24 protein-coding genes and 1 pseudogene are annotated in these 26,320 nt (G+C 75.9%); 15 read left to right on the forward strand and 10 right to left on the reverse strand.

Annotated features, from left to right (window positions below):
• Window positions 1-98: 98 nt before the first annotated feature.
• The 5 genes from AB0I60_RS26450 to AB0I60_RS26470 are packed head-to-tail and all read left to right on the forward strand — an operon-like array spanning window position 99 to window position 5,364.
• Entirely contained in the window at window positions 99-1,064 is a 966-nt protein-coding gene (locus tag AB0I60_RS26450) for a ketoacyl-ACP synthase III (protein ID WP_360733969.1), read from the forward strand.
• The gene (locus AB0I60_RS26455; RefSeq protein ID WP_360733972.1) at window positions 1,061-1,813 is read left to right on the forward strand and encodes a glycosyltransferase; all 753 of its coding nucleotides are present in this window, start codon (window positions 1,061-1,063) and stop codon (window positions 1,811-1,813) included. The genes AB0I60_RS26450 and AB0I60_RS26455 overlap by 4 nt, the downstream gene beginning before the upstream one ends.
• Window positions 1,810-2,946, forward strand: a complete 1,137-nt coding sequence (locus tag AB0I60_RS26460) for a cytochrome P450 (protein WP_360733974.1) — start codon at window positions 1,810-1,812, stop codon at window positions 2,944-2,946. The genes AB0I60_RS26455 and AB0I60_RS26460 overlap by 4 nt, the downstream gene beginning before the upstream one ends.
• Window positions 2,939-4,441 carry a class I adenylate-forming enzyme family protein gene (locus AB0I60_RS26465; RefSeq protein ID WP_360733977.1) on the forward strand — a complete coding sequence of 501 codons (1,503 nt, stop codon included), beginning with the start codon at window positions 2,939-2,941 and terminating at the stop codon, window positions 4,439-4,441. The genes AB0I60_RS26460 and AB0I60_RS26465 overlap by 8 nt, the downstream gene beginning before the upstream one ends.
• Window positions 4,438-5,364 (forward strand): NAD-dependent epimerase/dehydratase family protein, encoded by a 927-nt coding sequence (locus tag AB0I60_RS26470; protein ID WP_360733980.1) that lies wholly within the window; start codon window positions 4,438-4,440, stop codon window positions 5,362-5,364. The genes AB0I60_RS26465 and AB0I60_RS26470 overlap by 4 nt, the downstream gene beginning before the upstream one ends.
• Here AB0I60_RS26470 and AB0I60_RS26475 read toward each other — a convergent pair.
• Window positions 5,319-6,089, reverse strand: a complete 771-nt coding sequence (locus AB0I60_RS26475; protein ID WP_360733983.1) for a Sir2 family NAD-dependent protein deacetylase — start codon at window positions 6,087-6,089, stop codon at window positions 5,319-5,321. The two genes, AB0I60_RS26470 and AB0I60_RS26475, sit on opposite strands and share 46 nt — an antisense overlap.
• A gap of 143 nt (window positions 6,090-6,232) precedes the next feature.
• Complete coding sequence (locus tag AB0I60_RS26480; protein ID WP_360733985.1) at window positions 6,233-6,649, reverse strand: nitroreductase family deazaflavin-dependent oxidoreductase; 417 nt, start codon at window positions 6,647-6,649, stop codon at window positions 6,233-6,235.
• 375 nt (window positions 6,650-7,024) lie between these two features.
• Here AB0I60_RS26480 and AB0I60_RS26485 point away from each other — a divergent pair, with 375 nt between their 5' ends.
• A complete protein-coding gene (locus tag AB0I60_RS26485; protein ID WP_360733988.1) occupies window positions 7,025-8,293 on the forward strand; it encodes a sensor domain-containing protein in 1,269 nt (422 codons plus the stop codon).
• Window positions 8,281-8,412: pseudogene (locus AB0I60_RS26490) on the forward strand (DNA-binding response regulator); the annotation flags it as partial. The gene AB0I60_RS26485 and the pseudogene AB0I60_RS26490, both read left to right, overlap by 13 nt.
• A 93-nt stretch (window positions 8,413-8,505) precedes the next feature.
• Here AB0I60_RS26490 and AB0I60_RS26495 read toward each other — a convergent pair.
• Complete coding sequence (locus tag AB0I60_RS26495; protein WP_360733991.1) at window positions 8,506-9,399, reverse strand: SDR family oxidoreductase; 894 nt, start codon at window positions 9,397-9,399, stop codon at window positions 8,506-8,508.
• A 177-nt stretch (window positions 9,400-9,576) separates the two neighbouring features.
• Here AB0I60_RS26495 and AB0I60_RS26500 point away from each other — a divergent pair, with 177 nt between their 5' ends.
• Entirely contained in the window at window positions 9,577-11,247 is a 1,671-nt protein-coding gene (locus tag AB0I60_RS26500; protein ID WP_360733994.1) for a carboxypeptidase-like regulatory domain-containing protein, read from the forward strand.
• Between the two features lie 39 nt (window positions 11,248-11,286).
• Here AB0I60_RS26500 and AB0I60_RS26505 read toward each other — a convergent pair whose 3' ends face one another.
• Window positions 11,287-12,522 (reverse strand): MFS transporter, encoded by a 1,236-nt coding sequence (locus AB0I60_RS26505; protein ID WP_360734531.1) that lies wholly within the window; start codon window positions 12,520-12,522, stop codon window positions 11,287-11,289.
• Window positions 12,523-12,639: 117 nt separating this feature from the next.
• Between AB0I60_RS26505 and AB0I60_RS26510 the strand changes: the two genes are divergently transcribed.
• Window positions 12,640-13,593: a LysR family transcriptional regulator gene (locus AB0I60_RS26510; protein ID WP_360733996.1), complete on the forward strand. Its 954-nt coding sequence runs from the start codon at window positions 12,640-12,642 to the stop codon at window positions 13,591-13,593.
• Here the strand turns inward: AB0I60_RS26510 and AB0I60_RS26515 are convergent.
• Together AB0I60_RS26515 and AB0I60_RS26520 are read right to left on the reverse strand one after the other, a co-directional pair.
• On the reverse strand, window positions 13,541-14,545 hold the full coding sequence (locus AB0I60_RS26515) for an NAD(P)/FAD-dependent oxidoreductase (RefSeq protein WP_360733999.1): 1,005 nt from the start codon (window positions 14,543-14,545) through the stop codon (window positions 13,541-13,543). The genes AB0I60_RS26510 and AB0I60_RS26515 overlap by 53 nt on opposite strands.
• A gap of 73 nt (window positions 14,546-14,618) precedes the next feature.
• A complete protein-coding gene (locus AB0I60_RS26520; protein ID WP_360734001.1) occupies window positions 14,619-15,203 on the reverse strand; it encodes a TetR family transcriptional regulator in 585 nt (194 codons plus the stop codon).
• A 77-nt stretch (window positions 15,204-15,280) separates the two neighbouring features.
• Between AB0I60_RS26520 and AB0I60_RS26525 the strand changes: the two genes are divergently transcribed.
• The 6 genes from AB0I60_RS26525 to AB0I60_RS26550 all read left to right on the forward strand — a co-directional run bounded on the left by AB0I60_RS26525 (window position 15,281) and on the right by AB0I60_RS26550 (window position 21,541).
• On the forward strand, window positions 15,281-16,240 hold the full coding sequence (locus AB0I60_RS26525; RefSeq protein ID WP_360734003.1) for an SDR family NAD(P)-dependent oxidoreductase: 960 nt from the start codon (window positions 15,281-15,283) through the stop codon (window positions 16,238-16,240).
• A gap of 150 nt (window positions 16,241-16,390) precedes the next feature.
• The gene (locus AB0I60_RS26530; RefSeq protein ID WP_360734005.1) at window positions 16,391-17,275 is read left to right on the forward strand and encodes an isocitrate lyase/PEP mutase family protein; all 885 of its coding nucleotides are present in this window, start codon (window positions 16,391-16,393) and stop codon (window positions 17,273-17,275) included.
• A 10-nt stretch (window positions 17,276-17,285) separates the two neighbouring features.
• Entirely contained in the window at window positions 17,286-18,152 is an 867-nt protein-coding gene (locus AB0I60_RS26535) for a DUF4253 domain-containing protein (RefSeq protein WP_360734008.1), read from the forward strand.
• Window positions 18,153-18,183: 31 nt separating this feature from the next.
• Window positions 18,184-18,801, forward strand: a complete 618-nt coding sequence (locus AB0I60_RS26540) for a pentapeptide repeat-containing protein (protein ID WP_360734011.1) — start codon at window positions 18,184-18,186, stop codon at window positions 18,799-18,801.
• A 101-nt stretch (window positions 18,802-18,902) separates the two neighbouring features.
• Window positions 18,903-19,727 carry an alpha/beta fold hydrolase gene (locus AB0I60_RS26545; protein WP_360734014.1) on the forward strand — a complete coding sequence of 275 codons (825 nt, stop codon included), beginning with the start codon at window positions 18,903-18,905 and terminating at the stop codon, window positions 19,725-19,727.
• Between the two features lie 53 nt (window positions 19,728-19,780).
• Complete coding sequence (locus tag AB0I60_RS26550) at window positions 19,781-21,541, forward strand: alpha/beta-hydrolase family protein (RefSeq protein ID WP_360734017.1); 1,761 nt, start codon at window positions 19,781-19,783, stop codon at window positions 21,539-21,541.
• Window positions 21,542-21,572: 31 nt separating this feature from the next.
• Here AB0I60_RS26550 and AB0I60_RS26555 read toward each other — a convergent pair whose 3' ends face one another.
• The 4 genes from AB0I60_RS26555 to AB0I60_RS26570 all read right to left on the reverse strand — a co-directional run bounded on the left by AB0I60_RS26555 (window position 21,573) and on the right by AB0I60_RS26570 (window position 26,313).
• Window positions 21,573-22,709: a hypothetical protein gene (locus AB0I60_RS26555; protein WP_360734019.1), complete on the reverse strand. Its 1,137-nt coding sequence runs from the start codon at window positions 22,707-22,709 to the stop codon at window positions 21,573-21,575.
• 199 nt (window positions 22,710-22,908) lie between these two features.
• Entirely contained in the window at window positions 22,909-23,553 is a 645-nt protein-coding gene (locus AB0I60_RS26560) for a hypothetical protein (protein WP_360734021.1), read from the reverse strand.
• Window positions 23,550-24,803 carry a 2-isopropylmalate synthase gene (locus tag AB0I60_RS26565; RefSeq protein ID WP_360734024.1) on the reverse strand — a complete coding sequence of 418 codons (1,254 nt, stop codon included), beginning with the start codon at window positions 24,801-24,803 and terminating at the stop codon, window positions 23,550-23,552. The genes AB0I60_RS26560 and AB0I60_RS26565 overlap by 4 nt, the downstream gene beginning before the upstream one ends.
• A gap of 91 nt (window positions 24,804-24,894) precedes the next feature.
• Entirely contained in the window at window positions 24,895-26,313 is a 1,419-nt protein-coding gene (locus AB0I60_RS26570) for an adenylosuccinate lyase family protein (protein ID WP_360734026.1), read from the reverse strand.
• Window positions 26,314-26,320 lie beyond the last annotated feature (7 nt).

A 26,320-nucleotide genomic window follows, 5' to 3' on the forward strand; every position in this document is an offset into this window, starting at 1 on the left:
GGTCATGATCAGAGTAGTTCTACTGAGGGCACGCCGCTCCCGCCGCATCTAGCCTGTCGGCGAGGGAGGTGGCCCGAGTGGGGACACAGCTTGCCGGAGTGGCGGTTCACCTGCCGGAGCGGCGGGTCGACACGGCCGAGGTGGAGCGCCGGCTGGCGCCGTTCACCCCGCCCGCCGGGGTGATCCACCGGTTGACGGGGGTCGAGTGGCGGCACGTGATGTCCGACCACGAGCAGGCGTCCGACCTGGCGGTGGCGGCGGCGCGCAAGCTGCTCGCGGAGACCGGCACGGCGGCCGACGGGGTCGACCTGCTGCTGTTCGCCTCGGCCAGCCAGGACATGGTGGAACCGGCGACCGCGCACATCGTGGCGGCGAAGCTCGGCCTGCGCTGCCCGGTGATGGACGTGAAGAACGCCTGCAACAGCGTGCTCAACGCGATCGAGGTCGCCGACGCGCTGATCACCGCCGGGCGCTACCGCACCGTGCTGGTCGCCTGCGGCGAAGCGCCGTCGCGGGCGGTGCGGTGGCAGGTCGGCGGGCTGCGCGAGTTCCTGCGCGCCTTCCCCGGCTACACGCTGTCCGACGCGGGCGCGGCGCTGCTGCTGACCCGGGGCGCGGACGGCGTGCTGGGCTGCGGGTTCACCGCCGACTCCACGCAGTGGGACGTCGGCACGCTGCCCGGCGGCGGGTCGGCGCACCCCCGCGACCCCGACCGGACGTACTTCGACCTGGACGGCGCGCGGCTCAAGGACGCGTTCCTCGGGCTGGGCCGGGGCGTCCTGGACCGCACGCTGGACCGGCTCGGGCTGACCTGGGACGACTTCGCGGTGATCGCGGTGCACCAGGTCTCGCTGCCCTACCTGGACGTCTTCGCCCGGCAGGTCGGCGTGCCGGCCGACCGCCTGGTCGTCACGCTCCCGCAGCACGGCAACGTCGCCTCGGCGAGCCTGCCGCTGCAACTGGTGACCGCGCGGGAGCTGGGCCGGTGCGGGCCGGGCGACCTGGTGGCGCTGGTCGGCCTGGCCGGCGGCGTCAGCCTCGGCCTGGTGGTGATCCGGCTGTGACCGCGCTGTGGGTGGTCGTGCCCGCGTACGACGAGGAGCGCGGCATCGGCGCGACCTTGGACGCGCTGGCCGCGCAGGAGGACCCCGATTTCACGCTCGTCGTGGTGGACAACGCCTCGACCGACGCCACGGTCGACGTCGTCCGCGCGTGGGCGGCGGCCCACCCGGAGGTGCGGGTGGAGCTGGTGCACGAGCCGGAGAAGGGCACCGGGGCGGCGGCCGACACCGGGATGCGGCACGCGATCGCGCGCGGCGCGGTGTGGTTGGCGCGCACCGACGCCGACTGCCTGCCCGCACCGGACTGGACCGCGCGGGTCAAGGCCGCCTTCGGCTCGGGCCTGCGCCTGGTGTCCGGGCGGCTGCTGCCGCGCCTGGACGAGGGCCTGCCGGCCCGGACCCGGTGGCTGCTGGTGGCCGCCGTGGCGGTGGCGTCGGCGTTCGGCCGGTTCCGGTCCGGCAACCGCGACCCGCGCTACCACGGGCCGTACGTGATGACCGCCGGCTGCAACATGGCCATCACCGCCGAGCTGTACGCGCTGGCCGGCGGGTTCCCCCGGTCCAGGATCGAGGACCTGCACGAGGACCGCGCGCTGGTCAACGCCGTGCGCCTGCACACCGACCGGTACGGGGCGCGGCGCGACGTGGTCGTGCGCGGCTCGTCGCGGCGCGCGCAGGCGTGGGGGCTGCGCCGGACGCTGGCCTGGTACGCCGACCACCGCTACCGGCCGCCGGTGGTGGACATCCGGTGAACTGGGAGCGCAGGGTGCACCTGGCCGCCCACCCCCTGGCGTACCCGCTGGTGCGCGGCATCGCCCGGCTCGGGCCGGTGGTGCGCGTGCCGCGCGTCGGCGTGGTGGTCAGCGGCGCGGGACCGGCCCGGGAGGTGCTCACCGACCCGGTCCGGTTCACCAAGACCGGGCCGGGCTCGCCGGCGGACCTGTGGACGCCCGTCGTCGGCCCGACCGTGCTGCTCAACATGGAGGGCGAGGCGCACGCCGCGTTGCGGCGCAAGCTGTCCGGCCTGTTCACGCCGCGCAGCGTGGCCGCGCTGTGCGACCGGGTGGCGCAGGAGCCCATGCGGGCGCTGCGCGACGACCTGGCGGCCGGGCGGGCGGTGGACCTGGTCGCGGTGGTGCGCGACCTGGTGGGCGCGGTGATCTGCGGGCTGGTCGGCCTCGACCCGGCCGAGGCGGTCCGGGCGCACGCGGCCGGCGCGGCGATCACCGCGATGGTCCGCCTGGGCCGCACCGGGTTGACGCCCGGGCAGGTGCGGCACAGCCGGGCCGCGCTGGAGCGGCTGACCCGGCCCGCGTCGGCGGCGTACGCGGCGGGCGACCCGGCGACCGTGCCGGGGCGGATGCGCGAGCTGGGGCTGACCGAGCCGGAGGCGCTGGGCGCGGTGGCCGCGTTCGTGCTCACCGGCACCGAGACGCTGGTGTCCCACGTGCCCCGGATGGTGGCGCTGCTGCACGACACCGGCCGGCTCGACCGGCTCGCCGAGGACCGGGCCGGGGTGGGTGCCGCGATCGCCGAGTCCCTGCGGTTCACCGTCCCGTCTCCGGTGATGCTGCGCAGCGTCGCCGTCGACACGGCGGTGGGCGGCGTCCGGGTGCGGGCCGGTGAGCGCGTGGTCATCGCCACGATCTCGGCGGCCAAGGACTTCGGCCCGTTCGACCCGGACCGCCCGCACTCCCCCGCCGTGCGGCAGCTCTGGTTCGGCGCGGGCCCCCACTTCTGCCTGGGGATGCCCTTGGCCGAGGCCGAGATCCGCGCCGTGCTGGACGCCGTGCTCGACAGCGCCCCGCTCGTCGTGGTCGACCGCCGCGCCGCGCGGCGGGTGCTGATCCCCGGTTACGAGAGGCTGGTGCTGCGCCGTGGCTGACGACCTGCTGGTCGACGTCCTGCACGCCGCCCGCGACCACGGCCCGGCCCCGGCGCTGACCGGGGCGGGCGGCCGGACGCTGACCTACCGCGAGCTGTCCGGCAAGGTGCTGGCCACCGCGCACCGCCTGCGCGAGCGGGGGTTCGCGCCCGGCACCCGGATGCTGTTCTCGGTGCGACCGGGCCCGGACGCGATCGTGCTGGCGCTGGGCGCGGTGGCGGCCGGCGGCACGGTGGTGTTCGTCGACCCCGGCGTGGGCCCGGAGCTGTTCGCGCGCCGGCTCGACCTGGCCGGGCCGGGGTGGGCCGCCGCCGAGTCGCTGCTCTACGCCGCGAGCGCGCCCGGACCGCTGCGCGCGCTCGCCCGCCGGCGCGGCGTGCTGCTGCCGGACTACGCGGCGCTGCCGGTGCGGCACATCAGGTCCGGCCCGTGGCTGCCCGGCGTGCCGTGGCGGGCCGTGTCGACCCGGGCGCTGTCCCGGCCGGTGCCGGACGCGCCGCTGCCCGAACCCGCTCCCGACCAGGACGCGGTCGTGGTGTTCACCTCCGGCACGACCGCCGCGCCCAAGGCCGTCGTGCACACCCGGGGTTCGCTCGGCGCGGCCCTGCGGGTGCTGGCCACGCGGTGCGCGCTGGGCCCGGACGCGCGCGTGCACACCGACCAGATGATGCTGGGCCTGCCCGCCCTGGTGGCCGGCGCGCACTGGACGATGCCGCCCTGCGGTTTCGCGCCCTCGGCCGACCCGGCGGCGCTCGCGGCCGGCCTGGACGGCGCGACGCACACGTTCCTGGTGCCGGCGGACCTGGCGGTGATCCTGGACAGCGGGGTGGCGCTGCCGGGCTCGCTGCGGCAGGTGCTGCTGGGGTCGGCCCCGGTGCTGCCGCCGCTGGTGCGGCGGGCGCAGCGGGCGCTGCCGGGCGTGGAGTTCCTGGCGGTGTACGGGATGACCGAGATCCTGCCGGTGGCGATCGCGACCGGCGACGAGAAGGTGCGGCACGGCGGCGACCTGCTGGGCCGGCCGCTGCCCGGCGTGTCGGCGCGGGTCGCGGAGGACGGCGAGCTGCTGGTCTCGGGCGCGAACATGTGCCGGGGCTACCTCGGCGAGCCGCCGATGACCGAGCACGCGACCGGTGACCTGGTGCGGCTGGAGGACGGCCGGCTGGTGCTCACCGGCCGCAAGAAGGACATGATCATCCGGGGCAGCACCAACGTCTACCCGGGCCTGCACGAACCGGCGGTCGCCGGGCTGCCGGGCGTGGCGTCGGCGGTGCTGGTCGGGGTGCCCGACGAGATCGGCGACGAGCGGATCGTGCTCGTCCTGACCGCGCTGCCCGGTACCGGGCCCGGCCTGGCCGACCGGGTGCGGGCCGCGCTGCCGGGCCTGATCGACGCGAGCGCGCTGCCCGACGAGGTCACCGTGGTGGACGAGCTGCCGGTCTCCGGGCGCCTGCGCAAGGTGGACCGCGCCGCGCTGCGCGCCCGGTTCACCCGATGACGCCCTCCACCACCCCGGCGGACGGAACCCGGCCGGTGGTGCGGCGGCTGGCGGTGACCGGTGCGACCGGGTTCGTCGGCGGGGCGGTCGCGCGAGCGGCGCGGGCGCTGGGCTGGGAGGTGCACGGCTACGGGTCGCGGGACTGGGACATCGCGCTCGGCCCGCTGGCCGACCCGCCGGAGGTCGACGCGGTGGTGCACGCGGCGGCGGCCGTCACCGACTGGGGCGACGACGAGCGGGTCCGCCGGGTGTCCGTGGACGGCACGCGGCACGTCGCCCGGACGTTCCCCGGCGCGCGGCTGGTGCACATCTCCTCGGCCAGCGTGTACGACCCGTTCGTGCCGACCGTGCACGCCCCGGAGTCCGCAGCGCCCGTGACCCGGTACCTGACCGCGTACGCGGCGGCCAAGGCCGACGCCGAACGCGTCCTGGCCGGCCGCCCGGACACCGTGGTGCTGCGACCGCACGCGGTGTACGGGCCGGGCGACCCGACGCTGCTGCCCCGGGTGCTCGGCGCGATCCGGGGCCGCAGCCTGGTGATCGTCGGGGACGGGCGGGTCTCGCAGTCGCTCACGTCGATCGACAACCTGGTCGCGGCGGCGCTGGCGGCGTGCACCGGGGAACCGGGCGTGTACAACGTGGCCGACGCCCGGCCCGTCGTCCTGCGGGACGCCCTGCGCGAGCTGCTGCGGGAACGCGGCCTGGACGTGCGGCTGCGCCACCTCCCGCTGCGGGCCGCGTGGCACGCGGCGGGAGTCGCCGAGTGGGCGTGGCGGCTGGCCGGGGCGGCGGACCCGCCCCGGCTGACCCGGTACGCGATCAGCCACCTCGGCTACGAGCGCACCCTGGACCTCACGGCGGCGCGGGAGGGCCTGGGCTACCGCCCGGCCGCGACGTCCTTCGCCGGCGCGGCGGCCTGGTGACCGGCGAGGGCGTCGCAGATCCGGTCCAGCGCGGTGCCGATCGGTTCCCGCACCACCTCGGCGGCGAGGTCGTCGTAGGGCGTCGGGTCGCGGTTGACCACCACCAGGTCGGCACCGGCCCGGACCGCGATCGCGCACAGCGACGCGGCCGGGTCCACCGTCAGCGACGTGCCCACGGCGAGGAACACCTCGGACGCGCCGGCGATGACCTGCGCCTGCCCGAGCACGTGCGGGTCGAGGTGCTGCCCGAACAGGACCACGTCCGGCTTGAGCACGCCGCCGCACGTCGGGCACGCCGGGTCGGCCTCGCCCCGGGCGAGCACCTCCTCGGTCGGCGTGGCGGCACCGCAGCCGGTGCACGTGGTGCCGCGCAGGGAGCCGTGCAGTTCGAGCACCTTTCCGGCCGGCACCCCGGCCCGCTGGTGCAGCCCGTCCACGTTCTGGGTCAGCACCCGGGTTGCGACTCCGGACCGGCTCAGCCGGGCCAGCGCGCGGTGGGCGGCGTTCGGTTCGGCACGCCACACGGGGTGGCCGGCGTAGGAGGACCACAGCCGGGCGCGCGCGTCGGCCGAGGACGTGAACCGGTCCAGGGTGAACGCGCCGACCGCTTCGGGGTCACTGGTCCACACCCCGTCCGGCCCCCGGTAGTCGGGGATGCCGGAGTCGGTGGAGATCCCGGCACCCGTGAGCACCCCGACCCGCTCGACCCGCCGGTTCCAGTCCATGGCGCCAGGCTAGGCACGCCCGCCACCGGCCCGCGACCGGATTTCCGGCTCCCCGCCCACCCTCTGTCCTGTCAGGACGGAGAGCGGACCGGGCTGCCGAAGTCGGTGACGGGTCCCAGCGGGCCGGTGTCGGCGGGCCGGTGTCAGCGGTCGAGGACGACGATCGGGATCAGGCGGTCGGTCTTCAGCTCGTAGTCCGCGAAGCCCGGTGCGTGCGCGACCAGGCCGGCGTACAGGCGGTCGCGTTCGGCGCGGTCCGCGATCACGGTGGCAGTGGCCTCGAACCGCTCCTCCCCCACCTCCACGGTCACCTTCGGGTCGGCCAGCAGGTTGTGGTACCAGGCAGGGTGCTTCGGGGCACCGGCGGCCGAGGCCGCGACCACCAGCCGGTCACCGTCGCGGGTGTACACCAGCGGCGTGAGGCGGGCCTCACCGGACCTCGCGCCCACCGTGGTGAGCAGCAGCAGGTTCCGGCCCTCGAAGGGGCCGCCCACGACGCCCTTGTTGGCGCGGAACTCGGCCGCGATCTGCTCGTTGCGGTTGCGCCGTTCCTCGGTCATGCGGAGTCGTCCTCTCGTGGCGGGTCCCGTGCCGCAGCCGTCCCGGACGACGCCGAACGATCCCGAGCCGGGTCGGTCGTTCTGCACGCCCTCCACGACGAACCGGGACACTCGCCAGGAAGTGTACCGACGGCCGGCCCGCGTCCCACCTCTTGGTCGCCGCGCCCGGAGCGGGCCGCAGGTCCACAGGGGAACGTCCACAAGGGTGGGACGCGTGCCGCAGATCCCGCAGCGGCAGGGCGAAGCCGCGTCCACGGGCTGCGCCGCCGCCTTCGGGGTAGTGCGGACCACACCCGCGCCCTCACGTTGGACACCGCGCAGATCCCCTCGTTAACCTGGGCGAACTGGGTTTCGAGGAGACGAGCGGGCACGGTCTTGGGTGAGGAGAACGCGCAGGAGGGCCGGGTCCGGCACCGCCTGCGGGACGCGGTCCGCTCCTGCGGCTACCTCGTCGTCAGCTTCGGCTGCGCCCTGGCGTCGATGCTCACCCTGGTGCTGCTGCCCACCCTGGCGATCGGCCTGGGCCTGCTGCTGGTCGGCGTGTTCGCCCTCCCCTGGCTGGCCGGCGCGCTGCGGCTGCTGGTGGGCTTCGACCGCCGCCGGATCGCCCGCTACCTGGGCGTCGCCCTGCCGCCGCCGTACCGGCCGCACGAGGGTCCCGCCTCGGCCCGGTGGGCCACCGTGCTCACCGACCCGGCCACCCGACGCGACGTCGCCTGGCTGCTGGTCAACGTGGTGGTCGGCCTGCCGCTCGGGATGGTCGGCCTGGTGCTGTCCTCGGGCGCGGTCGTCGGGCTGACCGTGCCGCTGTGGTGGTACCTGATGCCGGCGGAAGCGCCGGTCTCCCTGGTCTACCCCGTCACGTCGTGGCCGGCCGCCCTCGGGGCGTTCGCCCAGGGCCTCGGGTACCTCGTGGTGGCGGTGCTGGTCGCGCCGCCGCTCGCGCGGGCGCACGCCCGGGTGGGCCGGCGGCTGCTGTCGCCGGCGCGCGGCGGCCGGGCGCGGCTGGTCGAGCAGGTGGCGAAGCTGTCGGTGAGCCGGGCCGCCGCGCTCGACGCGCACGGCATGGAGCTGCGCCGGATCGAGGGCGCCCTGCACGACGACACGCAGAACCGGATCGTGGCGGTGTCCATGCACCTGGGGATGGTGGAGAACGCACTGCGCCGCGACCCGGACAGCGCGCTGCCGCTGGTGCTGCGCGCGCAGGACGCGGCGACCGACGCGCTGGCAGGGCTGCGCGAGGTGGTGCGCGGCATCTACCCGCCGATCCTGGCCGATCGCGGCCTGGCCGGGGCGCTGACCTCGCTGGCGTCGCACTCGGCGGTGCCGTGCGAGCTGGACCTGGTGGACGTGCCGCGCGCGCCGGCCGCCGTGGAGGCGGCGGCGTACTACGTGGTGTCCGAGGCGCTGACGAACGTGTCGAAGCACAGCGGGGCCGGGTCGGTGCGGGTCCGGGTCGCGGGCGACGGCGGCAACCTGCTGGTCACCGTCACCGACGATGGCCGGGGCGGCGCGCAGGCCGGGCCCGGCCGGGGGTTGACCGGGATGCGCCGCCGGGTGGAGGCGTTCTCCGGCGCGATGGCGCTGAGCAGCCCGCCCGGCGGTCCGACCGTGCTGGAGGTGGTGCTGCCGTGCGCGTCGTGACCGTCGAGGGCGACGGGCTGCCGGACGTGGCGGTGGTCGACGTGCGGCTCCCGCCGACCCACCGCGGCGAGGGCCTGCGCACGGCCGTCGAGGCGCGTCGCCGGCGGCACGGGCTGCCGGAACCGGTGTCCGCGCACGTGCCCGCCTACCTCGACGGCGCGGCACGCTGAGCACCTTCGCGCCGAGCCCGTCCAGGCCCGGCCCGGCCTGGATCAGGACCCGGCGGCGCGCACCACGTCGGCCAGCGGCGTCGCGGGGTGGCCGGTGAGGCGTTCGACGTCGTCGGTCACGTCGGACAGCTCGCCCTTCGCGATCGCGGTGTAGGTGGACACCCACGCGTCGACCATCCAGTCCGGCGCGTTGTACGGCGCACGCGACTGGTAAGCCTGTTCGACGGTCTCCCGCTCGTAGACGGCGCGGCGTCCGGTGACCTCGGTCAGGATCGCGGTCACCTCGTCCAGCGTCAGCGCCTCCGGCCCGGTCAGGCTGTAGACCGCGCCCGCGTGCTCCGGTGCGGAGCGCAGCACGGCGACGGCGGCGTCGGCGATGTCGTCCAGCGCGACCACGGACACCCGGCCGTCCCCGGCCGGGCCCCGGATCACGCCGTCCTGGCCGGCCATCGACGGCATCAGGTCCGCGTACATGTTGTCCCGCAGGAAGGTGTGCGCCAGCCCGCTCGCCCGGATGTGCTGCTCGGTCGCGTAGTGGTCGCGCGCCAGGGTGAAGGTCGCGTTCGGCGACGCGCCGAAGAACGAGATGTAGACCAGGTGCCGCACACCGGCCTCGGCCGCCGCGTCCACGAACGCCCGGTGCAGGTCGACCCGGTCGGCCGCCTCCGGCGCGGACACCATCAGCACCCGCTCGACGCCGTCGAGCGCGGCCCGCACCGCCGCGCGGTCGCCGTAGTCGCCGGCCACCGCCGTCGCGCCCGCCAACTGCGGGGCACGCGCCGGGTCGCGCAGCACGAGCCGCTGCGGCACGCCGGCGTCGGCGAGCCGGCGGGCGACGCGCCCGCCCAGCCGTCCGGTCGCCCCGGTGACCGCGATGGTCGCGGCCCCGTCGGCGGACCCGGTGCCGGCGTCGGATCGGGTGGGCTGCTCGGTCATGCGGGCTCCCTACGGGTCGTGCGCGGGCGGTGTGCCCGACCGGGGTGGGCACACGAGCAGGCTAGCCGCACCGACCGGTTCCGGCAGCGCCCGGCACGCCCGGTGCCCTTCCTGCGTTGTGCGGCCGGTCCGGGAGGAGAACCCTGGAACGCTCCCCTGGTGAGAGGAGCCGACCGCATGTCCCGATTACCGCTGTCGACCGGAGCGCTGCTGCTGACCGCCGTGCTGGCGCTGGGCGTGTCGACCGGGCCGGCCGCCGCCGACGGCACCGACCCGCCGGATGCCTCCAGACCCGTGCCGACCGACACCACCCCGCCCGCAGAACCCCCAGCCCCCACCGGGAACCCACCCGCCCAGAACACGCCCGCTCCCCCGGACCCCGCGCCCGCGCTCGCCGCACCCGGCGTCGACCTGCGGATCGCGGTCGTCTACGAGAAACCGGCGTACTTCGCGCACGAGGTCGTCCGGGCGCGGGCGACGGTGACCAACGTCGGGACGGCCACCGCGACGGGCGTCACCGTCACCTCGACCGGAAACATCGACAGCCACCACTGGACCGGCTTCGGGTGGCCGGGCGTCACCCTGGCCCCCGGCGGGTCCGCCGAGGGCACCGCGAGCGGCTACGCGGGCTTCCCGAACGACGGCGAGGTCCGGCTCACCGTCACCGCGACCGCCACCGAACCCGACACCGCACCCGCCGACAACACGGTGGACGCCGCGGTTCCGCTGGGCGTGCTGCGCGGTGCCTACTCGGGTGTCGTCTACGGCGACGGCGACGGCAACGGCGCGATGGACCCGGGCGAGGCCCTGCCGGGCCTGGAGGTGCGGCTGCAAGGCGGCCACCCGTGGGCCCGCTACACCGCGCGCACCGACGCGAACGGCCGCTTCTCCGCATCGACCCTGCCGGTCGGCCGGTACGTCGTGGAGTTCGACGGACCCACGTGGTGGTTCCCGGGCCTCTCCGTCGAAGTGGACGACGTGGACGACCCTGACGTGCTGATCCGGGGAACGCACCAGGTGGCGGGACGACTCACCGCGACTGCGGCGTTCACCGCGCCGACGTACGCCGTGGGCGACCTCGCCGTGATGAACCTGACCGTGACCAACAGCGGCACCGCGGCGATCCGGACGCTCAAGGCGGTGTGCTACGCCGATGTCGGCACGGAGGCGGACCTCGGCGAGCTGGGCCGGGAGGACGGCACCACCCTGCCCGGCGGGACGACGAAGTCCTACCCGGTCCGCTACCGGATCACCGCTGCCGCAGCGGAGTCCGGGCACCTGCGGGTGGACTGCGTGCTCGGTGCCCCGCCGGTCGGCAACGGCGAGATCAAGGCAGGCGACACGGCCAGGGTGCCCGGGGCGCGCGCCACCCGGTCCGCCGGCCGGCTGGTGCAGGGCCTGTCGCACGCCACGCCGTGCGGCCCGTGCCGGCCGCCGACCGCCCCGCTGGTCGGGGTGAAGGTGTACCTGCGCAGCCAGCTCACCGGCCAGGTGGTCGCCCGCGCGGTGACCGACCCGCAGGGCGTGTTCACCTTCCACGACCTGCCCGCCGACCTGTACGACTTCGGCGTCGTCGGGCCGTGGAAGGCACCGGCCACCTACGTGGTGAAGGGCGGCGACAACAGCTCGGTGCCGACGCTCGTCTTCGTCGTGGCAGGCCCCGACCAGCCCGACCCCGACGCCGACCCGGACACCGGTCCGCCGCCGGGCGGGGCACCCGCGCCGCCCGGTGCCGAACCGGACGCCCTGGCCCGGACCGGAACCGGCCTCGACCGGCTCGCGCTGACGGGCGTGCTGCTCCTGCTGGTGGGCGCGGCACTGGTCACCCGCGCCGGCAAGCGCGCCTGACCGTCCCGACCGGACGGCCGGGCGGTCGCCGCCCGGCCGTCAGGGCGTCCCGGCCAGGCTGGGTGCCGGAGTGGAAGCGTTGCGCGGCAACAGGAAGGGCGTGGCGAGCAGCAGCACGCCGGCGGCGGCGACCGCAGCGCGGAGACCGAAGACCCCCGCGAGCACGCCCCACGAGGCCGTCAGCAGGGCGATGGACGCGTTGCCCGTCACCGACCACGCCGCGAGGGTGCGGGCGACGCGGTCCGTGGCGGTGTGCTGCAAGCGGTGGGTGGCCAGGACCGGGTTGAACGCGCCCATGCACGTGACGAGCCCGAACTGCACCACCAGGACGAGCACCAGGCCGCCGGTGCCGGGCCCGACGAACACCAGCCCCAGCGACCAGCACGCGCGCAGCGTCCCGGCGACCCGCAGCACCCGCCCCGCCCCGAAGCGCGCCACGAGCGGCCGGGCCAGCCGGGCGCCGACCAGCCCGCCGACGCACGGCAGCCCGAACGCGAGCCCGTACTCCCAGGGCGTGAACCCCAGCGGGCCGAGCATGAGCAGCGCGACCGGCGGCGCGGTCGCCATGATCAGGCCGTTGACCAGCACGGTGTTCACGAACAGCGGGCGCAGCGTCGGGTGCCGCAGGATGGTGCGCCACCCTTCGAGCACGTCACCGACGCGCAGCCGCGCCCCCGATCGCACCGGACGCGACTCCTCCCCGCCGGCCTTGGCCCCGGAGGCTTTGATGCCGGCCGCCGACAGCAGGTAGCTGACGGCGTTCGCGCCGACCGTGACCACCGGGCCGAGCAGTCCGGTCAGCAGGCCGCCCAGCGGTGGGCCGAGCGCGGTAGTGGTCCACGTCGTGGACTCGAACCGGCCGTTCGCGAGCAGCAGCTCGTCGTCGCGCAGCAGCCCTTTGAGGTAGGCCCCGCTCGCCGCCCGGAAGGCGATGTCCGCCGCCGCGACCACGACGGACACCACCACGAGCTGGCCGAGCCCGAGCCACCCGAGCGCGAACGCCACCGGCACGCTGCCCACCGCGACGAACCGGACCAGGTCGGTGGCCACCATCACCGGCCGCTTGCGCCGGAACTCCACCCACGGCCCCAGCGGCACCGCCGCCACCGCACCCGCCGCGCGACCGACCGCCGCCAGCACCGACACCTCGGCCGGACCGGCGTGCAGGACGAGGACCGCGACGAGCGTGAAGGCGTCGAACGCCAGGAAGGTGCCGAACGAGCTGACCGCGTACGCCGCCCACAACCACCCGAACCCCCGCCCCATCCGGGGGATCCAACCGGTCGGCGGCCCTGCGGATCAAACAACCGCCGGGACACCGCCCACAACCGGTGGTTGTGCGGCCGGGACGTGCCGTCCACGCGGGCGGTCGGCGGGCTAGGGTGCTGCGCCGTGGACCTCGATGCCGTGCGCACCTTCGTGGCCGTCGTGGACGCGGGCCGGTTCCAGCGGGCGGCCGAGGACCTCGCGGTGTCCCAGCAGGCGGTGTCCAAGCGCGTCGCCGCGCTGGAGCGGGAGCTCGGCGTGCGGCTGCTGACCCGGACCGCGAGCGGCGCGCGGCCGACGGCGGACGGTGAGGCGTTCCTGCCGCACGCCCGTGAACTGCTCGCTGCGGCGCGTCGGGCGGTGGCGGCGGTGCGGCCCGGCCGGCGACCGCTCCGGGTCGACGTGATCGGCCGCCGGCTCGCGCCGGCCGACCTGCTGCGCGACTTCCACCGCGCGCACCCCGAGGTCGAGCTGCGCGCGGTGACCCTGCACGACGCGGACGCGGCGGTCGACGCCCTGCTGTCCGGCACGGTCGACGCGTCGTTCCGCGCGGTGACCAAGCCGCCGGAGGGGATCGCGGCGGCGCGCGTGCTGGACGAGCCGATCAGGCTGCTCACCGGCCCGCGCCACGAGTTCGCCGACGCCGGCGCGGTGACGCCGGCGGACCTCGCGGGGCACCGGATCTGGATGCCCGGCGTCGCGCCGGGCACCGAGTGGGGCGCGTTCTACGAGGAGTTCGCCGCCGCGTTCGGGTTCACCCTCGACCCGGTCGGCCCCCACGGCGGCACCGAACCCCTGCTGGACGTGCTCGCGCGCTCGACGGACCTGGTCACGTTCGTGGGTGACCAGACCCGCCTGCTCTGGCCCGCCGAGTACGACCTGCGCCGCACCGACCTGCACCGCCCGACGCCGGTCTACCCGCACTCGGTGCTCTGGCGGGCCGACAACCCGCACCCGGCACTCGCCGCGCTGCGCGCCCACCTCACCTCCCGGCCCTCCCAACCCGACACCTGGACGCCCGCCCGGCTCACCCCGCGTGCCCGCGACCGCCCACCGACGCCATCCCGCCCAGCGCGGTGACCGGGTCCCGACCGGACTCCACCGCCTCACGGGTCTCCTCGGCCACCAGGTCGGCGTTGATCTGCGCACCCGCCGCCGCACCGGCCGCAGCCGACGCGCCGACCTGCGCGACCGGGTCGGTGGCGTTGCCCGCGACCCACACGCCGGGCACGTCGGTCCGGCCGGCCGGGTCGGCCGGCAGGTGCTCGCCGACGCCGGCCGGGTGCTCGACCGGGCGCAGCCCGATCCCCTCCAGGAACCCGACGCGGGCCACCGCGCGCGGCGCGACGACGAGCGCGTCCCGTGCGACGACCGTGCCGTCGACCAGGCGCACGCCGGCCAGCCGGTCGTCCTCGGTCTCCACGGCGGCCACCGCCCCGGGGACGACGCGGACACCGCGCGCGGCGAGCCGTTCGGAGTCTTCGGCACCGGGCGGCACGCCGTCGGCGAAGAGCACGACGTCGTCGGTGAGCTGCCGGAACAACAGCGCCTGGTGCACCGACACCGGACCGCGTGCCAGGACGCCGACCGCCCGGTCGCGGAACTCGTAGCCGTGGCAGTAGGGGCAGTGCAGCACGTCGCGGCCCCACCGCTCGCGCAGCCCGGGCACGTCGGGCAGCTCGTCGGCCAGTCCGGCGGCGACCAGCAGCCGCCGTGCCCGGACGGTCCGCCCGTCCGCGAGGGTCACCGCGAAACCGCGCTCGGCGAACGCCACCGCGTCGACCCGGCCGGACACCACGCGGCCGCCGTAGGACCGGACCTCCTCCCGACCCCGTGCCAGCAGCTCGGCGGGCGGGGTGCCCTCCCGGCCCAGCAGCCCGTGCACGCCGTCGGCCGGGGCGTTGCGCGGCTCGCCGGCGTCGACCACCACCACCGCGCGCCGCGAGCGGGCCAGCATCAGTGCCCCGTTCAGGCCGGCGGCCCCACCGCCGACCACCACCACGTCGTAGCTGTCTCCCAGCGACTCGGTCATCTCGACCACCTCCGCGACCCACCATGCGAGTCCGGTCGGGACACTCGCAAGTCCGCTTGCCGTTCCGGCAAGCTCAGAGGCCGGGCCAACCCCGGCGCAGGTGGGTGAAGGCGGTGTCCAGGGCGGCCCGGGGGTCGGCTGCGGGGCCGGCCAGGTCCGGGATCTCCAGCACGTACCGGGCCAGCAGGCGCAGCGACAGGTCATCGGGGTCGCGCCCGGTCTCGGCGGCGATCACCCCGGCGAGCACGGCCTCGTTGTCGGTCCACAGCCTGCGGGCGTACGCGCGCAGCGCGGGCGTCTCGACCACGAGCCGGGTGCGCCGCCGGTAATCGGCGTCCGCGTCGGCGGCGAACGGGCCGCGCGTGGCGAGGAAGTCGCGCAGCGCGTTCAGGACCGAGCCGCCCGCCGGCCGCTCGCGGACCGCCGCGCACAGCGCCTGCGCGCGCTCGCCACCGTCGCCCAGCACGAGCGCTTCCTTCCCTCCCGGGAAGTGCGCGAACAGCGTGGACACCGCCGTGTCCGCCGCGTCGGCGATCTCGGTGACGGTCACCTGGTCGAAACCCCGTTCCAGGAACAGCCGCAGCGCCGCGTCGGCCAGGGATTGCCGGGTCGCCGCCTTCTTGCGCTCGCGCCGGCCCGGGACCGGAGTGTTCGCCATGCGGCACACCGTAACAGGAATGACTACAAAGTCACAGTGATAGCAAACTCGGAACGACTCCGATTACTCTGGCCGGGGTGAGCCGACCCGACACCGCCCGACCCGCCTGGGACGTCCACCGACTCCCGGCCTCGACCGGCCGGACCTTCCTGGTGACCGGCGGCAACGCCGGCATCGGCTACTTCGTCGCCGAACAGCTCGCCGGGACCGGGGCCGAGGTCGTGCTCGGCAGCCGGGACGCGGCCAAGGCCCACGCCGCGATGACCGCCATCCGGGCCCAGGTCCCCGGCGCGCGGCTGCGGCACCTGCCGCTCGACCTGGCCGACCTGCCGTCCCTGGCCGCCTCGGCGGCCCTCGCGCCGGCCGGGCTGGACGCGGTCGTGCTGAACGCGGGCGTGCTGCTCGACGACCCGCGCCGCCGGGAGACCCCGCAGGGCCACGAGCTGACGTTCGCCACCAACCACCTCGGGCACTTCGCGCTGACCGCCCTGCTGGCACCCGCCCTCGCCCCCGACGCGCGGATCGTCACCACCGGCAGCTTCACCGCCAAGTCCGCGCGGCTCGACTTCGCCGACCTCATGAGCGCGCGGGACTACCGCCCCAAGCCCGCCTACGTGCGGTCGAAGCTCGCGCAGGTGCTGACGGGCTTCGAACTGGACCGCCGGCTGCGCGCCGCAGGGTCCGCCGTGCGCAGCGTCGTGGTGCACCCCGGCGGCGCGCTCGACGGCCTCACCCCGTCCCGACCGCCCGTGCACGCGGGCCGCTCGCCCCACGTGCTGCCCGCCGGCCTCCTGCTGCACGGCAAGCACGCCGGCGCGTGGAGCGCGGTCCGGGCCGTGCTCGACCCGGACGTGCGGGGCGGCGAGCTGTGGGGGCCGCGCGTCGCCGGGATGCGCGGCCGACCCCGCCGGGAGCGCGTGCGCGGGCCGTTCGCCGACCTCGACGCGGCAGCCCAACTGTGGGCGATCAGCGCCGACCTCACCGGCACCGACCCCGACTTCCCCTCCACGGCCGGGCACCGCGACCCCCGCGCGTGAGCGGCACCGTCTCAGGTTCCGTCGTCCCCGTGGCGCTCCGGCAACCGGCGTCCGAGCGCCACGCAGCGAGGTCACGGCTCACCCGACCGGGTCGGCGGATCAGCCTTCCGAGATCTGGCCGGGGTGCGGGCGCGGTGGCAGGTTCGGCCCATGGCACCTGGGAAGGCCCTGCGCGCGGCGATCGCGGTCCCCGGCACCACCCCGGTGGTCGGCGTGTTCGACCTGCTGTCCGCCTCGATCGCGGCCCGGCACTACGACGCGCTGTTCGTGTCGGGCTTCGGCTTCGCCGCGTCGCACTACGGCCTGCCGGACATCGGGTTCATCGCGTGGCCGGACGTGGTGTCGTTCGTGCAGCGGCTGCGCCTGGCGTTCCCGGAACACCACCTGCTGGTCGACATCGACGACGGGTACGTCGACGTCGAGGTGGCGCGGCACGTGGTGCGCGCGCTGGAACAGGTCGGCGCGTCCGGCGTGGTGCTGGAGGACCAGCGCCGACCCCGGCGCTGCGGGCACGTCGCGGGCAAGCAGGTGCTGCCGCTGCCCGACTACCTCGACAAGCTCGACGCCGTCCTGGACGCCCGCACCGACCTGGTCGTGGTCGCCCGCACCGACGCCACCGACGAGGCGGAGATGGCCCGCCGCGCCGCCGCGTTCGCCGCGACCGACGCGGACGCGGTGCTCGCGGACGGCATCCCGTCGACCGCCGCGATCCGCCGGGTGGTCGCCGAGGCCGCGCCGAAACCCCTGGTCTTCAACCAGATCGCGGGCGGCAGGTCGCCCGCGCTGTCGCTGTCGGACCTCACCGCACTCGGCGTGGGCGTGGCGATCTACAGCACCCCTTGCCTGTTCGCGGCGCACCGGGCCGTCGACGACGCGCTGACCCGCCTGCGCGCCGAGGACGGCCGGCTCCCGGCGGGCTCGATCGGCGTGGCGGAGTCGCAGGGCCTGCTGGAGCCCAACCTCGGCCGGCGGCCGGTGCCCGCGCCGCGCCGGGAGTCGGTGCCTGGTCGCGGCGCGCGGGCGGGCGCCACCTAACATCCGCGGGGTGACCACGGGAACCCCGCCCGACCTGTCGGTGCTGCACGCCGACCCGGCCGGCGCACGACCGCCGTCGACCCCGCTGCCGCCGGGCCGGTTGGTGGTGTCCTCCGAGGAGAACGGCAACGACCGCCCGCTGCTCTGGCTCAGCGACGGCCCGCCCCGGTTCGGGCTGTGGGACGCGCTGCGCGCCGAACACGCCGAAACCGGCCTGTGGCCGCTGCTGCTGGAACCGCTCGGCGACGACGACTCGTTCCGCCCGTGGGGCGACGGCGAGCTGTGGCCCTCCGACATGTCCGCGCCCGGCGACCACGACCCGGCCGCGCTGCTGGCCGGCTGGTGGGCCGCGCACACCGCACCCGAGGAGCCGGACGCAGAGGAGTCGAACACCGGGGAGCAGGACACCGATCAGCGCCCGTCGACCACCGCGCCGTTCGGCCGCGCGTGGCCGGGCCTCGCGCCGGCGCCGCCCGCCCGGACCGACCCGGACCGCGCCGCCGCCGAGGCCGCCGACGTGCTGGCGTCGGTCAAGGACGAACTGCGCCTGGGCCTGGTGGCCGCCGGGCGCGGTGCGGACGCGCTGACCGCCGTCGGCTGGACCGGCCCGGCCAACTACACCGGCGACACCGCCGAGATCTCCGCCGTGCTGCGCGACTGGGAGGACCGCTTCGGCGCCCGGGTGGTCGCGGTCGGCTTCGCCACGCTCTACCTCAGCGTCGGCAACCCGCCGTCGACCCCCGAGCACGCCCTGCGGGTCGCCGCCGAGCACTTCGCGTTCTGCCCGGACAACGTCTGGCAGGGCGGCGTCGCCACGCTCGCCGACTACGCGGAACGCTTGGTGGACAGCGAGGTGTGGGCGTTCTGGTGGGACTGACGCGGGACGGGGCGTTGCGCGGGGGACGCGCGTGACCCGCGCGCTGCGCGCCCGGTGGGACGACGGGCAGACGGCGGCGGTGATGGCCGGGCTGCGGGCGGACCTGGCGCACCGCCGGTCGTCGCCCGCCGCCCCGTTCGCGCCGCCCGACTCGCCGTTCGGGTCCACACCGGACGGTCGGCTCGACTACCGGGGCCTGCGGCTGACCGAGCCCATCCGGTACGCACGGGCGACCGGCCTCGACCTCACCGCCGCGACCGTGGTGGACGGCGGCCGACTGGACTCGGACTTCACGTCGTGCGCGTTCGACCGGGCCGTGCTGCGCGGCACGTACGTGGGCCGCTCGTTCGCCCGGTGCTCGTTCCGCGAGGCCCGGCTCGACCGCTGCCGGCTGCCCTCGGAGTTCACCGACTGCTCGTTCGAGGGCGCCCGCCTGCGCGGTGCCGTCGCGTCGGGCCGGACCTTCACCCGGTGCGACTTCACCGGTGCCGACCTGCACGGCAGCCACTTCGACCACTGCACGTTCGTGGACTGCGCGTTCGAGGGCATCACGACCGGCGCGGCCTCGCTGGGCGGCATCACGTTCGTCGGCGGGGTCGACCTGGCGGTGTTCACCGACACCGTGCTGGACCACGTCACCGTGCGTTGAGACCTTCGCGCGGGACCGGTTGCCCGGACCTCCCCGCGCCCGCTATACATGGCCTGATACATGCACAGATGGCCATGTGTTGATGAGATGGGGGTAGTCGGGTGCAGGCGATCGGACAGCGGGACATCGGGCAGCGGGCGGCGGAGTTCGAGCGGATGTGCCGGCGCGGGGAGGCGGCCGGCGTGCGGTTCCACACCTGCGGGCAGGGGGAAGCCGTGCTGCTGCTGCCCGGCGGCGCGGGCATCGGCATCAGCTGGCTCGACCTGGCACTGGCGCTGCGCGCCGACCACCGCGTGCTCACCGTCGACTACCCCGCCACGCCGACCACCCTCGCCGAGCTCGCCGACGCCGTGCGGGCCGTGCTGGACGCCGAGGGGCTCGACCGCGCGCACGTCGTCGGCCAGTCCGCCGGCGGGATGCTCGCCGAGGTGCTCAGCCGGCGCGCGCCCGACCGGGTCGCGTCTCTGACGTTCAGCGGCACCGGGCTCTACGGCGCAGAGGACGTCGAGCGGTTGACCGGCAGGCTCGCCGCCATCCGGGACGCCCCGTGGGAGCAGACGCTCGACGCCGCGCGGACGGCGTTGCGCGCGGCGTGGCAGGACTCCCCCGACGCCGACTTCTGGATCGACCAGGTCGAGGCCGCCTACCGCCGGATCGGCCGCGACGGCGTGGCCAACTCCTACGCGATGCTGGTCGACCTCGCCCGCAACTCCGCCGGGCTGCACCCCTCCTCCTGGGACGGCCCGGTGCTGGTGCTCGCCGCCGCCGACGACCCGCTGATCACCCCGCTGCACCGGCAGCGGCTGCTCGACCTGCACCCCGGCGCGCGGGTGCGGGTCTTCCGGGACGGCGGCCACTCGCTGCTGCTCACCCGACCGGACGAGTACCTGGCCGAAGTGACCCGGCACCTGCGCGCGACGGGCTGAGCCTTGCGGATCAGCGGGGCTGGGCCGGGCGGCCGACACGGGCGTGGCATACGATGCGTCCACCACCGGGCCGGACCCGCTTCCGGTGTGGCTCACACCGGCCCTCGGCACGACGCGGGGAGGTCGTCACGGCAGCCGTCAAGGCCCCGGAGGCACCGCGCCCGCACCCGGTCCGCCACGCCCTGGTCCGCTACCGCCGGTCGCTGAGCAGCGTCGGGCTGGTGTTCGCCCTGGTGTTCTTCGCCTGGTCGATGACCCCGTCGCTGCTGCCGCGCGCGTGGTACCTGCAAGGCGTCGCCACCGGCATCTGCGCGGCCACCGGCTACCTGCTCGGGGTGGGCGTCGCCCGGCTGGTCCGCCGGATCGGCTACCACCCCGACTGGTCGCCGCTGGCCCGCTACCGGGGCAACGTGGCGCTGGGCGCGGTGACCTGCGTCTACGTCCCGGTCGCGCTCGGCCTGGGCGCGCACTGGCAGGAGCAGGTCCGGCGGCTGGTCGGCGTGCAGGCCGACGAGGAGTACTACTACGGGCTGGTGCTGGCCATCGCGCTGCTGGTCGCCGTGGCGCTGCGCGAGGTCGGACGGCTGCTGCGGCTGGCGTCGCGCCGGGTCGGCGCGTGGGGCTCGCGGTACGTGCCGGCCCGGATCGCGCGGCTGGCCGGGGTCGTCGTGGTGGCCGTGCTGACCGTGCTGGTGGTCAACGGCGGCCTGGTCACCGGGTTCCTGGCGGTGGTCAACAGCATCGCCGCCCAGGCCGACCGGGGCGACTTCCCCGGAGTCGTGCGGCCGACCGCCGCCGAGCGCTCCGGCTCGCCCGGGTCGCTGGTGCGGTGGGAGTCGCTGGGCAAGGAGGGCCGCGCGTTCGTCGCCGGCGGCCCCGGCGCGGACCAGCTCGCCGCGTTCTCCGGGCGGCCCGCGCGCACGCCCGTCCGCGTGTACGGCGGGCTGTCGTCGGCGGGCTCGCTGCGCGACGTCGCGGCGCTGGTCGTCGCCGAGCTGGAGCGCACCGGGGCGTTCGACCGCGAGGTGCTGGCCGTCGCCACGACCACCGGCACCGGCTGGGTCGACCCGGCGATCGCCGAGGCGCTGGAGTACGTCGAGGGCGGCGACACCGCGATCGCCGCCCTCCAGTACTCCTACCTGCCGAGCTGGGCGGCGTTCGTGGCCGACCGGAACAGCCCGCGCGCGGCGGGCCGGGAGCTGTTCGACCAGGTGTACGCGGCCTGGCAGCTCCGGCCGGTGGACCGGCGGCCCCGGCTGGTCGCGTTCGGCGAGAGCCTGGGCTCGTTCGGCGGCCAGGCCGCGTTCAGCGGGCTCCAGGACATGACCACCCGGACGTCCGGCGCGCTGTGGGTCGGCACGCCCAACTGGACCGAGGTGTGGGACGAGCTGACCGCCGCGCGCGACCCGGGCTCGCCCGAGCGGGTGCCGGTGGTCGACGGCGGTGCCGCCGCGCGGTTCGCCGCCCGGCCCGAGGACCTCGACCTGGGCACGCCGTGGGGTGCGAGCCGGGTCGTGTACCTCCAGCACGCCACGGACCCGGTGGTCTGGTGGTCGACCGACCTGCTGACCCGGCCGCCGGACTGGCTGGAGGAACCGCCGGGCCCGGACGTCAGCCCGGAGATGACGTGGCTGCCCGCCGTCACGTTCTGGCAGCTCACCATCGACATGGTGTTCGCCACCGACGTGCCGGCGGGCTACGGCCACCACTACGGGCCGGTCGAGGTGGCCGGCGCGTGGGCGCAGGTGCTGGGCCCCGCCGACTGGTCCGCCGACGACACCGCCCGGTACCGGCAACTGGTCGAGTCCCGGTGACCCGAGCCGGCCCGGGGTCGCGCCGGTCGGGTCAGGGCGTGAAGCGCAGCACGGCCGCGACCTCGCCGCCGCCAGGGACGTCCTCCCGGCGCACCGCCAGCACCCGGCCGTCGGTGAGCCACACCCGCCGGGCGATCTCGTCCAGCACGCCGTAGTCGACGCCGTTCGGCGCGTCGCGGAACTCGACCGCGCCGGTCTCCTCGTCCAGCCGGCCCGGGACGGTGGCGTCGATGTCCACGAACAGCGTGTCGACCGCGCCCATCGTCGCCAGCCGCGCCACGTCGGACACGTCGGTCGCGGTGCGGCCCTGCGACGTCCGCCGCTCGAAGACCTCGCGCAGCTCGGCGAGCCGCCGGGCGTGCAGCCCGTCGAGCACGACCCGCGCGGCAGCCACCAGCTCCTGGTCGGCAGCGGCCGTGCCGGGGTCGCCGACGCCGGCCGGGATGCCCTCCGCCGCGAGCCCCGGGTAGCTGCACACCGACCGGAAGATGCCGTCCAGCGGTTCGGCCGAGGCGAGGATCAGCGGCAGGTCCCGCCCGGCGAGCACGGGCCGCAGCGCGCGGTCGACCTGGCGGGCGAACTGCCGCACCCGGACCTTGTGCCCCTCGCCGCCCTGCACCCGGCCGGTCGGCGCGCGGTCCGCGCCGGCCGACCCGCCGACCGCGCCCGCCACGTCCGGCGGCATCCCCGGCACGGTCACCTCGTGCGGCAGCAGGTCGGGGACGACCTCCAGCAACCGCACCGACCCCTGGGTGAGCACCAGCAGGAACGCGGCCTGGGCGAAGGTGATCGACCGCAGCAGCGGCTTGACGTGGAACCGGTCGGACACCTCGGCCGCCGGCAGCAGGTGGTTGGGCAGCCGGAACGTGGTCAGCGACTCGGGCGTGACGAACACGGCCAGGCTGCGCGCCTGGTGGCGCCAGAACTCGTCGTCCTCGACCAGGTCCGCCAACTGCTCCTCCACCGCCGCCAGCGCGGCCCGCTCCACCCCGCTCGCCCGGAGCTGGTCGGCGGCCTCGCCGGCGAGGTTGCGCAGCTCGACCCGCTCGGCGTCGCCGGACGACTCGGGCCGGGTCGGCAGGTAGAGCGACACCCCGGCCGGGCTCCGGGTGGTCAGCAGGCGCTCGACCTGCTGCCGCGTCGGGATGTCGGTGTGCAGACCGGTCACGCGGCCTCCTTCGGGAAGGGTCCACTGTGGAGGGTAGCCCCGACCACCGACCCCCGCCGTCCGGAGCGCGCTGCGCGGTGGCAGTACCACGGCGAGAGCCGGGACCAGGCGATGGAAGGCCCGTTCTGTCGTCAGTCGGGTTGCCGACCGATCCGCGTGAACGGGTGAGCGTCCGTTCGACCGGTCGCGCCGATGCCCATCACCGCCGTTTCTCCGCCGAGGACAGGACGCGCGTGCGGACGTGGTGGAGGTAGTCGGCGGGGTCGTCGTGCAAGTCGTCCTGGGCACCGCGACGATGCAGTTCGAGATGCCCGTCGGGGTGCAGGCGCAGCGTGGTGGTGGCCCTGCGGACCGGGCCGGCCTCCTCGTCCGGCAGATCCAGGACGGGCGTGTCGGCGGAGAACGTCGTGAGGGCGTCGGCCGTGGTGGCGACCGGCTCGCCGCCGGTGCGGTTGGCGCTGCTGACGTAGAGGACCGGGAACGGGTCGAGCACCGGCAGCACGGCCTCCCAGCGGGCTCCGAACAGCAGCGCCCACCCGTCCCTGGTGGCCGGTGCCAGCCAGGCGGGAACCGCGTGCACCGGCACGAGCAGCGTCACGCGTTCCTCGACCAGCAGCCGCCGGGCCACCACGGCCAGGCCCGGGTCGGAGGCGGTCACTGCGGCCAGGGTGCCGGGGTGGTGGGCCCACACGGCGACGGCCTGGTCGAGCGGGCGGCCCTTGGTGCCGTTGACCGCCTGCGGGGTCGTCGCGGCCACGACGTGGGTCAGCGGCGCGGGATTGGGCAGCACCACGGCCGCGCCCGCGCGCAGGGCGTCGCGCGCGCCGGCGGGATCGACGATCACCGCTGCTCCCCCGTCGCGCGCAGGCCGTCGAGGTAGTCGGCGAAAGCCTGGTCGTCCACCACCGCCCGACCCTGCCGGTAGGCGCGGGACTTGACCCAGGCCATCGCCGTGCGCGCCCGTTCGGGGGTCAGTTCGTGGCCGAGCCGGGCGGCGACGGCCGTGACGACGCGGGCGCTGGCCAGGTGGGTGAGCACGACGCCCGGGGTGATGCCCAGCAGCCCGGGGTCGAACGGCTGGAACAGCTCCGGGTGCGCGAACGGCGTGCCGGTGGAGATCGTGCCGACGCCGGTGCCCACGACCGGTGTCGTCACGCCCAGCGGCACGCCGGTCTCCTCGGCCACCGCGCGGGCCAGGCCCGGCAGCCGGGTCAGGTCCGGGGGTGTCCACCACGGTTCGGCGTCCTCGCCGAGCAGGACCTTGGTGCGGTCGGCGCGGTAGGCCAGCAGGAACAGCAACTGCTCGGTGGCGACCAAGCCCGAGCGCTCGGCGACACCCAGCCACGACGAGGACACCACCCGCACGCCGGCGCGCAGCGCCTCCAGCGTGTTGGCCAGGCCCAGACCGAGGTCGTTGTGGGCGTGCGAGGCGAGCACGACCCCGTCCGCACGTGCGGCGGTGAACATGGCGGCGGCGTCGGCGGGTAGCTGGTCGCCCACCGTGTCGGCCAGGAACACCACGCCCGCGCCCGCAGCGGTCAACTCCCGCGCGTGGTCCGCGAGCAGGGCATGGTCGGCGCGGGAGGCATCCGCCAGGCACACGTCCACCGCGACCCCGCCGCCCCGCGCGTCGGTGACCAGCGCAGCACCGGCCCGCAGCGCTTCGGCGGCCGTGCGGTGGGTCATGACCTGGGCCATCGCCTCGGACGCGGGCACGACGAGCATCACCCGCGCGTGGGCGCTGCCCCGCACCGAAGCCACCGCCTGCCGCACGTCGGCGGCCGTGCCCCGGCAGACCGCGGCCACGCTCACCGCGCCCTCCGCCTCCACCGCGACCCGGCGCACCGCCTCGAACTCCTCCGCGCACACCGCCGGGAACCCCGCCGCGAACACCACGTGCCGGGGACCGTCCGCGCCGAACACCGCGCCCTGCTCCCGCGCCAGCCGCACCCGGAACTCCGCGCCCATCAACGTCTTGCCCTGGGCACCGTCCCGCGCGGCCTCCTCCCACAGCACGACCCGACAGGCCGACGCCGACTCCCGCACCACGTCCACCGGGGTCACCGCCACCTCCCATTCCACCCCACGAGTCATCCAGGGTGATCATCGTGTCCGCACGCGACCCGCCACGACATCACCCGATCGAGTACTCGCTCGTCGCAGTTCCGAGATCACTGCGGGCGCGCTACACCGCGTGGCCGTCGACCTGCTTGCGATGGCGATCCAGGACGCGCTCGACCAAGGACTCGGAAGCCCCGAGGTAGCCCGTCGGGTCGAGCAGCGAGCGCAGCGTTCCGGGCTCGACGTCGGCCAGTTCCGGCGCCTCCAGCAACACCTGCTCGAAGGGACGGGGGTCCAGGGCGATCCGGGCGAGGACCTTCTTGGCCGCCGCCTTGCCCAGGTGCGGCGCGAGGGCGACGTTGAGGCGTTCGGCGACGATGGAGCCGCCGGTCAGGTGCAGGTTGGTCGACATCGTGCCTGCGTGGACCCGCAGGCCCTCGACCAGTTCGGCAGCAGTGGCGGCGGCACCACCGGTGGTGCGCAGGCACTCGCGCAGGGGCTGCCACTCGGCGTGCCAGGCGCCGGCGGAGCGTTCGTCCTCGGCGACCACGGCCTGGGTGAGCACGAGGGCGTGGAGCGGTACTTGACGGGCTGCGGCGGTGATCATGGTGGCCAGGACCGGGTTCTGCTTCTGCGGCATGGCGGAGGAGACGCCTCGGCCCTCGGCGCCGGGTTCGGCGACTTCGGCGACTTCGGTGCGGGACATGCCCTGCACGTCGACGGCGATCTTGCCCAGGGCGGCGGTGACGATGGCGCACAGGGCGCCGATCTCGGCGACGGGGGTGCGCAGGGCGTGCCAGGGGACGACGGGTTCGGCCAGGCCGAGTTCCTGGGCGAAGCGGGCGGTCAGCTGTGCGGCGTGGTCGTGCCACTGCGTGGTGCCCGGCTGGGCGTCGGTCCGCGTGGCGTATTCGAGGTAGGAGGCCAAAGTGCCTGCGGCACCGCCGAGCTGTGCGGGCAGCCCGGTAACTCGCACCCGCCGGACGTGCTCGATCACGTCGAGGACGAGGGTCAGCCAGCCGGCGGCCTTGAGGCCGAAGGTGATGGGCACGGCGTGCTGGGTCAGCGTGCGGCCGGCCATCGGGGTCGCGCGGTGGGTGTCGGCGAGGCGGGCCAGGTTGCGGGCGACGTGGGTCAGGTGCTGGTCGACCCCGGCCAGGACCCGGGCGGCGATGAGCATCGCAGCGGAGTCCAGGATGTCCTGGCTGGTGCCGCCGAGGTGGACGTGCTCGGCGGCGGCGCGGTCGATGCGGGCGACTTCGGCGGTGAGCGCCTGCACCAGCAGCACGACCGGGTTGGCCGCGCCCCGGGCTCCCACCGCCAGGGCGTCCAGGTCGATGCGGTCGCCGCGTGCCGCCTCGGCGATCACGGCGGCGGCCTGGTGAGGGACGACGCCGAGGTGTGCCTGTGCCCTGGCCAGGGCCACCTCCACGTCGAGCATGGCTTGCAGCCAGGCTTCGTCGCCGGTGAGGTGGGCGGCGCTGCTGCCCGCCCAGACCGGTGCCAGCAGTCCCGTGTCGGTGCTGGTGGTCGTGCGCTCCATGTCGGTG

Origin of the sequence: Actinosynnema sp. NPDC050436, from assembly GCF_040655415.1 — a bacterium.
Taxonomy (GTDB): Bacteria; Actinomycetota; Actinomycetes; order Mycobacteriales; family Pseudonocardiaceae; genus Actinosynnema.